Below are 8919 nucleotides of genomic sequence, written 5' to 3' on the forward strand. Positions count from 1 at the left end.
GGCAGCACCGGCAGCGCCAGAAACGACGCCAGCATGATGGCTTTTTTACGCCCGATACGCTCGGACAGCGAGCCGAACGTAATGCCGCCGAGCATTGCCGCAATGTTATAGCTAATGGCGATAATACTCACCGTGTGGGCGTCAAACTGGTGCTGCACTTTCAGGAACGTCGGGTAGAGATCCTGCGTGCCGTGGCTGAAGAAGTTAAAACAGGCCATCAGCAGCACCATGTAAATACAGATTTTCCAGTGCTGGCGGATGATGGGCAGCAGCGCGTGATTCTCTTTACGCTCGCGTGCCGCCAGCCATACCGGCGATTCCGGCACTTTAAAATAAATAAACGGCAGCAGCAGAATCGGCAACGCGCCAATCAGGAACATGCCACGCCAGCCCACCTGTTCGAAGAACAGGCCAAACACTATCGACGCCAGCAGATAGCCGCACGGATAACCGGCCTGGAAGATGCCGGACATCAGGCCGCGCGAACGGTCGGGAATGGTTTCCATCGCCAGCGAAGAGGCCACGCCCCAGATGCCACCCATCGCCACGCCGTAAATCACGCGGAAGGTCAGGAAGGCAGCAAAGTTGGGCGACCATGCCGACAGCAACTCAAACAGCGAAAACAGCACAATGTTGAGCATCAGGATCGGCCGGCGGCCATATTTTTCCGCCAGCCGGCCAAAGATCAATGCGCCTACCGGCCGTACGGCCAGCGTCAGCATAATGGCAATGGAAACATCGGAGACGCTGGTGTTGAAGTAGCGCGCAAGATCGCTGAGCACAAACACCAGAATAAAGAAGTCGAACGCATCCAGCGTCCAGCTGGCGAAACTGGCGAAAGCCACGTTGCGCTGGGTCGCAGTCCAGTTAAACATAAGGGTATCCTGTCTGATTGCTTCCGGCTCGCGGCCAGATTTTTATTGGAACGTTATCCAGCGAATGGTTGCACTGGTTATTATTGTGTTAACCATTTGTATATAGCATGTCAGAAAGGCGCCGCGCGGCGGGGAATTGTCAGCGAGTGATTCGCGATGTAAGGAAGCGTGTCGGCAGGAAAGCGGCGCGCGTTACTCCGACCGGGAGACCGCGCGCCGCAGCAAAATCTTAGCGTTTCAATCCGTTGAACGTCTGCTCAATCACTTCCAGCAGCAGCGGATTGTTTACGTTCTGCATCACATGCACCAGTGCGCCCGCGTCCGCCGGCACGCCAACGTCCAGCCGCAGCGGCGTGCGGTAGCGCCAGGTCTTGCCGCGCGTGGCACCGGGACGCAGCTCAATATCGACGTGATAATCCACGCCGTCCGCTACGCGCTGGTTGAGCAGCCAGGCAATGACCAGCGCATCGTGGATCCAGCAGCCCGGCAGATGGCGGGTGCGGATGGAGTAATCAATCCACGGTCGCAGCGTTTCGCGCACAAACTGCGGCAGTGGATGATCGCAGGCGGTCAGGCGCGTGAGATCCTGATGGGTCAGCAGCGTCTGCGTGGTGGCATCCATTGGCACCAGCGTGATGGTGGCGCCGCTGTGCAGCACCTGATGCGCCGCTTCCGGATCGAGGCCAAAATTGGTGTCTTTGATGTAGTCATCCAGCGCGAATACGCCGCCCATAATGACGATCTCCGCTACGGAATCCGCCATCTGCGGATAGCGCTGCAGCGCCTGCGCCACGTTGGTCAGCGGGCCTATTGCCACCAGCGTAAACTCGCCGGGATTGTCACAAATCAGCTGGCCCATCACGCCCGCCGCATCGTTGCCGTCCGCTGCCACCATCTGCGGCTGACGCACGCCGCGCCACAGTTCGCCCAGCGCCGGGTCGGCGACGTTATCCAGCCGCGCGCGCCACGGCGCCGGATCTTCGCGCAGCGCCTGCAGCGCGCCCTGCACTACCGGAATGTTCAGTCCGAGCCGCTGCAGCAGATCTTTAGCCACCCGCGCTCCCACCGCGCTCGGCGTGTTGCCGCTCACGGTGGTGATCAGCTCAACGGCCAGCGCGCGTGACGCCAGCGCTAAGGCCAGCGCCAGCCCGTCATCGGTGTTAGCGCCAGCAATACCATTCCCCGGATCACAATCAATAATTAGTCTTTTCATAATGTTATATATTTATTTTTGTTGAGATAGCTGGCAGCCACAGGACTCACCGATCTCCAGATGGTGAGGAAATTCGGCCAGCTGCGCCTCGCCATGACCGTTTTTCAGCATGGCGATGGCGCTGCGTGCCATTTCGCGCAGCGGCTGGCGCACGGTGGTGAGCGTGGGCACATGAAAGGCCGACTGCTCGGTACCGTTGAAACACACCAGCGCGACATCGTGCGGCACGCGCAGGCCATGTTCGGACAGCGCGCGAATACAGCCAATCGCCTGCCCTTCGTTACTGGTAAACAGCGCGCGCGGCACCCGGCCGCTGGCAATCATGCGTTGCCCGGCGTCGTAACCGCCCTGGCGTGAATAGCCGGCCGGAAAAATCAGCGCTTCATCTACCGTCAGCCCGTGCTGCGCCATGGCGTCGCGCCAGCCCTGAATACGATCCTGCGCGTTAAGCATCTCGCGCGGACCGCTGATCATGCCGACCTGCTGATAGCCGTGGCTGAGCAGATGCGCCGTGACCTGGCGCGCCGCTTCACGTTCGTTAACGCACAGCATGCTGACGCCGGGACGCGGTTCGATGCGGTCCAGCATCACCAGCGGCGTTCCGCTCGCCTGGATGACATCAATATAGGGATGGCGATCGACGCTGGTGTAAAACAGGCCATCCACCTGACGATTCAGCAAACCCTGGATCAGCTCCAGCTCGCGCTGGCGATCGTCACCGGCATCGCCCAGCAGCATCACGTGGCCGTGGTTCAGCGACTCCTGCAGCAGCACGTGCGCCATCGAGGCGACAAACGGGTTTGCGATATTGGGCACGATCAGGCCAAAGGTTTTGGTACTGCCGGAGGCCAGTGCGCGCGCCACCGCATTCGGGCGATAGCCGGTTTGCTGGATGGCGGCCAGCACGCGCTGACGCGTGGCTTCGGCCACCGGACGCGGTCCGTTGTTGATCACATAGCTGACCACCGCCACCGAGGTTCCGGCGGCTTTGGCGACGTCACTGCGTGTCACATTTCCGGTTGGGGATTTCGCCAATATTGCCTCTGTGTTAATGCCGCTGGCCGGGAGTACCGGCCAGCGTAATCAAAGAATGTTGCACCATCCTGCGCGTCAGATAGCATCCTCCGGCAGATTCAGATCGCGTCCGCGCGTTTCCGGTGCCACGAAGGTGGTGAGGAAACCGATGGTCGCCATGGCCGAGAAGTACACGGCAATCGGCCACCAGTGGCCGGTAAACGACAGCAGCGCCGCCGCCACCAGCGGTGCGGTGCCTCCTGAAAGGATAGACCCCAGCTCTTTGGCAACCGCCATTTTGGTGTAACGGTGTTTAACGCCAAACATCTCCACGCCCCACGCCGCCTGCACGCCAAAGATGCCCAGCGACGCCAGCGCCATGCCCACTACAATCACCGGAATCACGATGGCCGGCTCGCGGCTGTCCATCAGGCTAAAGGCGGGCCAGGCGTAGACCATCAGTAACAGGCAGAAGCCGCGATAGGTGATGCGTCGGCCAAAGCGGTCTGACAGCCAGCCGGCAAACGGGATGATCAGGAAACCGAGCAGCGAGGCGATGAACACCGCGGTGGTCGGCACCGATTTGTCCAGCATCAGCACTTTGGCGACGTAGCCGACGATAAAGCCCTGTGCCAGATAGGACGGGCCGTTCTCACCGATGCGCAGGCCCACCATGGTCCAGAAGGCGCGGCTGCGCTGCCAGAAGCTGCGGCTGTCGGGTTGCGTCGCGCTTTGCGCCAGCGTTTCATGGCGCTGCGCCTGCAGTTCCGCCTGCTGACGCTCAAACACCGGCGTTTCACGCAGATGACGGCGAATCCACAGCGCGACCGCAGCAATCAACACGCTGCTGAGGAACGGAATACGCCAGCCCCAGTCGAGCAGCGTGGCTTTATCCATCTGAATCACCGCCAGCCACACCAGCGACGCAATCAGCGTGCCGCTGTTGGAACCAAGCGCAATCACCGACGACACCAGGCCACGGCGCTCAACCGGCGCGTATTCACCCAGCATCACCGTGCCGCCCGAGAGCTCTGCGCCGGCGCCCAGCCCCTGTGTGAAACGCAGCAGCACCAGGCAGGCCGGCGCCCACAGACCAATCGTTGCATAGGAAGGAATCAGGCCGATCAGCGTGGTCGAAGCGCCCATCAGAATGATGGTGCTGATCATCACTACCTTGCGGCCCTTGCGATCGCCAATCCAGCCAAACAGCAGCGCCCCGATCGGGCGCGCAATAAAGCCGACCGACCAGGTGGCAAAGCTGGAGAGCAGCGCCATTGCCGGGGTGGCTTCGGGGAAGAATACATCGCCAAAAATGATGCCGGCAGCAAGGCCATACAGGGCGAAATCCGCGTATTCCATCGCGGTGCCCAGCCAGCAGGAGAAGGTGGCGCGCCAGAAATCTTTGCGCCCGGTGGTGGTTTCCAGCCGCGCATCGGCGGCGGAAGCGGGTGAACCTTGTTGCGTAACGGAGTGATGTACCGTCATAACCATTTCCCTGAAAGAGGTGAAAACAGTAAACGCCCATCCGTGGGTCGGTTCCCTGGCAACAAGCGGAACTCCCCGGTGGCGACGTTCAGTAGGCAAACCTGGATGAAAGGTCAGTAAAGAATTCCCTGGTGTTGGAATTCATCTATTTGCCTGATTTCGCCGATGTTTTTTTCATCGATCGCATTAGCACGGCAAATGTAACTGGGTCATCTCAAGGCCAACTTCGTCTCTGGCACCGTGAGTTGTCACTGTGAAGACAGTCTATCTACGCGCGTAGATAAATCAAGTGATCAACAGGAAAATAATTAACTTATCTTCACAATGGTGCAGGAGAAAAAGATAAAAAACTGCTTTAATTCATGACATTACATTACAGCCAGCGTCATTAAAAAATTCACGCACGCTGCGTGATTAACGACTATTGCTTATCATTGGCAAAAACGGCGACCAAACTTTCACCGCGCCGTTTTCGCACATTTCAGTTAAGTTTTGATGACACCCGGGCATTATTCTTAAAACCGCCCGGGCCGCGCGAAATCCTGCGCGCCAGCAGTAGACTGGATGACCTTCACTCAGGAGCATTATGACCATTATCCTCATGCGACACGGCAAGCCAGACCATCCGGTAAGCGGGCGCTTTACGGCGCGGGCGCTGGCGGACTGGTGTGAAGGCTACGACCAGGCGGTGATTTGTGATGCGCCGCCGCCGCGCAGTATGGCGATTGCGCGCATGGCCAGCGTGATTGCCTGCAGTCCGTTGCCGCGTGCGCGTTCGTCGCTGGCGCGGCTCGGTCTGCAGGCGCAGGACGTGGATGAGGTGTTCAGTGAAGTGGCGATGCCGCTGCTGCCGTTTGCGCGCCTGCATCTGCCACTGACGCTGTGGCTGGCGCTGCTGCGCCTGCTGTGGCTGTGCGGTTACGCCGGGCGCGTGGAATCAGTGCAGCATGCCCGGCAGCGCGCGCAGCGGGCGGCAGACAAACTGATTGCCCTGTCGCAACAGGGCACGGTGCTGCTGGTGGGCCACGGTATTATGAACAAACTGATTGCGCGCCAACTGCGCAAACGCGGCTGGCAGGCAGAAAAACACGCCAGCAGCCGCCACTGGAGCAGCGCGATTTATCACCGGCCATTTATTTGATGGCGGCCGTCGCACTCAGGACGACAGCTGAAAGTAGCTCAGGACTTCGCAGCCGGTGCCAGCCTGCGGCGTGGCGATGACCTTCATCTGCGTCAGATCGATCAGGCTAAGCGAACCGTCACCCTGATTAGCGATCAGCAGGCTGCGGTTATCGGCGCTAAAACAGCCATCCATCGGCTGATTGCCGACCGCGACGTCCCCCAACGGATTAAGCAAGTCGTCAAACAGCGTCACCACTCCTTCCCCGTCGCCAATCGCCACCAGCCGCTCACCGCTGGCGCTGAAGCGCACCACCTGGCACGGCTGCTGATGGCCGGGCAGCGTGATGCGCTGGCGGATACGATGGCTCTGACGATCCACCACGTACAGCAGCGGCGCGTCTGCCGCGCTGGCCACCAGATAGGGGTGCTTTGGCGAGGCGGCAATGCCGGCAATCGGTCCCGGCAGCAGGACGTTATCAATGATGCGCCCTTCCGCCTCGCACAGATCCACCACCGTGATGCTGGCGTCCTCTTCGTTTTCAGTAAACAGCTTGCGGCCGCTGGGCGACAGCGTCAGCCGGTGCGCGTTGTGCGACGGCAGCCGGATGGTTTTCTCCAGCGTGTCGCTGTGCGGATCGATCACCGCCACCGCGGCACTGTGTTCACAGCACAGATACACTTTGCCATCGCGCCCCAGCTGGCCGCTGTGCGGCGCCTTGAGCGGTGACAGATCGATAAAGCCGCGAATCTGCCGCCGGCGCAAATCGATAATCGCCACCTTGTGCCCCGGATGCGGATTGTCGCCATGGACGCCATCACCGTAGATCGGCACATACGCCTTCTCCAGCGCGGGCAGCATCAGCAGCTCATGCGGTCGCGGCGGTAAGGCATTCAGCTCCTGCTCAACGGCGAAGCTATCGGGATTGAGAAACAGCACGCGGTTGCCCTGCTTATCAACCGCCAGTAACCCACGCTTGTGTGGCTGCATAGTGCCTCCTTTTTTTCGTTGCCTGCTCTAAGCGTAGCTAACCTGCCTCCGCGTTGGGCAAGCGGCGGCCAGGCCAGGGGAAAATACAGCGCCGTTAACGGACCGCCGATCGCTCATTTTTATTCCGCGCCGCGGCCTGCGCCTGCAGGAGGTTATTTTATTAGGAATAATCTTAATCGATTAAAAATAAAAAACGCTGTACCTCATCATTTTATTGATACCTCTTTTTAGCCATCCCGGATCCCGGCATTTCCGGTAAATCTGAAAGCGAAAAAAATTCGTAGCCTTGCCGCTGCGGATCGATTATTAAGCAAGGGTAGTCTTTTTACACACAGCCGTCAGGACACATAAGCGCGCTCAAGCCGCCAGCATCAGGGAATCTTTGCTCCCCATAATCACAATAATCAGGTGCATCATGACAAAAAAACGTCTCCAGCCAGCCCTTACGCTCTGGCAACACTGGCAGAGAATCGCCTTCACCGGCCAGACATTACTGCAGAACAAACAGCATACTGCGCTCTGCGCGCCGGAATATGATCCCAGCGAAGAGGACAATATCGTGTTGCTTTCGGGTGAGAAAGCGCTGCCGGAAATACCCAAAAAAATCTGGATGTACTGGGACAATGAATATTTACCAAAATCGATGGCGTTAAATATCCAGCAGCTACGGCAGGATAATCCCGACCATCAGGTGTATGTATTAAACCGTTTAACGCTTAAAGAAGTCCTGCCGGATTTTATTTTTACTTCGACACAATTAAGCGAGCAGCAAAAAAGTGAAGTCATTCGCCTCGAATTATTATTACGCTACGGCGGCATTGCGATTGACTGCAGCACGCTGTTATTTGAAGACCTGAGCTGGGTGCACCGTGCGCATCAGGAACGCCGCATGGATGTGATTGGCTATTACCGTGAAATTGCCACCGTCAACTATCTGGCACCGGTGATTGAAAACTGGTTTCTTGCCGCTGCGCCCAATAATCCTTTTATTCGCGAGTGGCAAAAACAGTACGCGCCGATCAAGCATCTGGGGGCGCACAACTATTTTAATGAGCTGGCAAAGCGCGATGATTTTGCTCTGCTGACGCAGAAAATCGCCGAGCCGGCACAGCAGCTGGGTTCGCTGGCGCAGCAGGCGGCGATGCGCGAACATCGCCGCGTGAACCTGTATCTGCGTAAATGCGAGGCCAACGCGTATTACTATCAGCGGCTGAACAACTGGCAAAGTGATGCCTTTGCGCACACGGTACTGTTCCATCAGCGCCCGCATACGCCGCCGCCGGTGATCAAGCTGAGCGGCATTGAGCAGTTGCATCTCGACTTCAATCTGCGTCTCGGTAACTACAACCGTCGCAGCCTGCTGGGAGCGATGATGCAGCCCACAGCACCGCTCAGCGCGCCGCTGGCCTCACCCATCAACAAAGCGCGTGCGTAGCCAGTGGATAAAGGTGGTGACGGCACGCGGTACCTGCGCTGCGTAAGGCCGCACCACCCACAGGCGGTCGGCAAAGGCATCGACCGCCTGCCACTCCGGCAGCACCTGCTGCAGCGTGCCGCTGGCCAGCGCCGCGCTGGCGCTGAAGTCCGGCAGCATGGCAATGCCCAGCCCCTGCAGCGCAGCGTCACGAATCGACTCGCTGTTATTAGTGGCGAAATTACCCTGAATCTTCACCTGCACCGTTTCGCTGTCATCGCTGTGCAGACGAAAGCGCCACTGCGGCGACTCCAGCCCGCGCGGATAATAGAGGCAGTTATGCTGCTGCAGCGCCTGCGGCGAATCTGGCGTACCGTGACGGGTCAGATAGTCCGGCGCGGCCACCAGCAGCGTGCGCGTTTCACACAGCGGCAGCGCGACGTGCGTTTCCGGCAGCTGCTGGCTGTGGCGAATGGCGAGATCGAATCCTTCGCTGCCCAGCGACACCAGCCGATCGCTGACGTTGAGCTGCAACCGCACCTGCGGATAGTCGCGCAGAAAGTCGCCGATAATCGGCACCAGCTGCTGCCGGGCAAACGCCACCGGCGCGCTGATGCGCACCAGACCGCGTACCGGCCCGGCTTCGTCACGCACGCTAAAGAAGCTCTGCGCGATGCGCGCAAACGGCTCACGCAGGTCGTCCACCAGCTTTTCACCGGCCGACGTCAGCCGCACGCTGCGCGTGGTGCGCTGCACCAGCGCCACGCCCGCCATCTGCTCCAGTTCTTTGATTTTCTGGCTCATCGCC

At 59.3% G+C, this 8919-nt stretch carries 8 protein-coding genes; 2 read left to right on the plus strand and 6 right to left on the minus strand.

Going from position 1 to position 8919, the window contains the following annotated elements; translation table 11 throughout:
- The 4 genes from ERD80_RS19920 to ERD80_RS19935 all read right to left on the minus strand — a co-directional run.
- Nucleotides 1–875, minus strand: an 875-nt coding sequence (locus tag ERD80_RS19920; RefSeq protein WP_136548272.1) for an MFS transporter, incomplete at its 3' end; no start/stop codon positions are given.
- Between the two features lie 229 nt (nt 876–1104).
- A complete protein-coding gene (locus ERD80_RS19925; protein WP_059011088.1) occupies nt 1105–2088 on the minus strand; it encodes a nucleoside hydrolase in 984 nt (327 codons plus the stop codon).
- Between the two features lie 12 nt (nt 2089–2100).
- Nucleotides 2101–3123 carry a LacI family DNA-binding transcriptional regulator gene (locus tag ERD80_RS19930; protein WP_058771438.1) on the minus strand — a complete coding sequence of 341 codons (1023 nt, stop codon included), beginning with the start codon at nt 3121–3123 and terminating at the stop codon, nt 2101–2103.
- A gap of 75 nt (nt 3124–3198) precedes the next feature.
- Nucleotides 3199–4587 (minus strand): MFS transporter, encoded by a 1389-nt coding sequence (locus ERD80_RS19935; RefSeq protein WP_058771437.1) that lies wholly within the window; start codon nt 4585–4587, stop codon nt 3199–3201.
- Nucleotides 4588–5173: 586 nt separating this feature from the next.
- Between ERD80_RS19935 and ERD80_RS19940 the strand changes: the two genes are divergently transcribed.
- Nucleotides 5174–5728 (plus strand): histidine phosphatase family protein, encoded by a 555-nt coding sequence (locus ERD80_RS19940; RefSeq protein WP_021506764.1) that lies wholly within the window; start codon nt 5174–5176, stop codon nt 5726–5728.
- A gap of 15 nt (nt 5729–5743) precedes the next feature.
- Here the strand turns inward: ERD80_RS19940 and ERD80_RS19945 are convergent, their stop codons facing one another.
- A complete protein-coding gene (locus ERD80_RS19945) occupies nt 5744–6697 on the minus strand; it encodes a WD40 repeat domain-containing protein (RefSeq protein WP_136548273.1) in 954 nt (317 codons plus the stop codon).
- A 415-nt stretch (nt 6698–7112) separates the two neighbouring features.
- On the opposite strand from ERD80_RS19945, the gene ERD80_RS19950 reads away from it, so the two are divergent.
- Nucleotides 7113–8132, plus strand: coding sequence for a capsular polysaccharide synthesis protein (locus tag ERD80_RS19950; RefSeq protein WP_136548275.1), 1020 nt, complete (start codon nt 7113–7115; stop codon nt 8130–8132).
- On the opposite strand, the gene ERD80_RS19955 is transcribed toward ERD80_RS19950, so the two are convergent.
- A partial coding sequence (locus ERD80_RS19955) for a LysR family transcriptional regulator (protein ID WP_136548277.1) occupies nt 8106–8919 on the minus strand: 814 nt, incomplete at its 5' end. The two genes, ERD80_RS19950 and ERD80_RS19955, sit on opposite strands and share 27 nt — an antisense overlap.

This window comes from Pantoea sp. R102, from assembly GCF_004916815.1.
Lineage (GTDB): Bacteria > Pseudomonadota > Gammaproteobacteria > Enterobacterales > Enterobacteriaceae > Pantoea > Pantoea dispersa.

Coding starts and splice junctions, on each gene's coding strand:
- ERD80_RS19925 (WP_059011088.1), bottom strand. CDS start 2,088: ATGAAAAGACTAATTATTGATTGTGATCCGGGGAATGGTATTGCTGGC.
- ERD80_RS19935 (WP_058771437.1), bottom strand. CDS start 4,587: ATGACGGTACATCACTCCGTTACGCAACAAGGTTCACCCGCTTCCGCC.
- ERD80_RS19940 (WP_021506764.1), top strand. CDS start 5,174: ATGACCATTATCCTCATGCGACACGGCAAGCCAGACCATCCGGTAAGC.
- ERD80_RS19950 (WP_136548275.1), top strand. CDS start 7,113: ATGACAAAAAAACGTCTCCAGCCAGCCCTTACGCTCTGGCAACACTGG.
- ERD80_RS19945 (WP_136548273.1), bottom strand. CDS start 6,697: ATGCAGCCACACAAGCGTGGGTTACTGGCGGTTGATAAGCAGGGCAAC.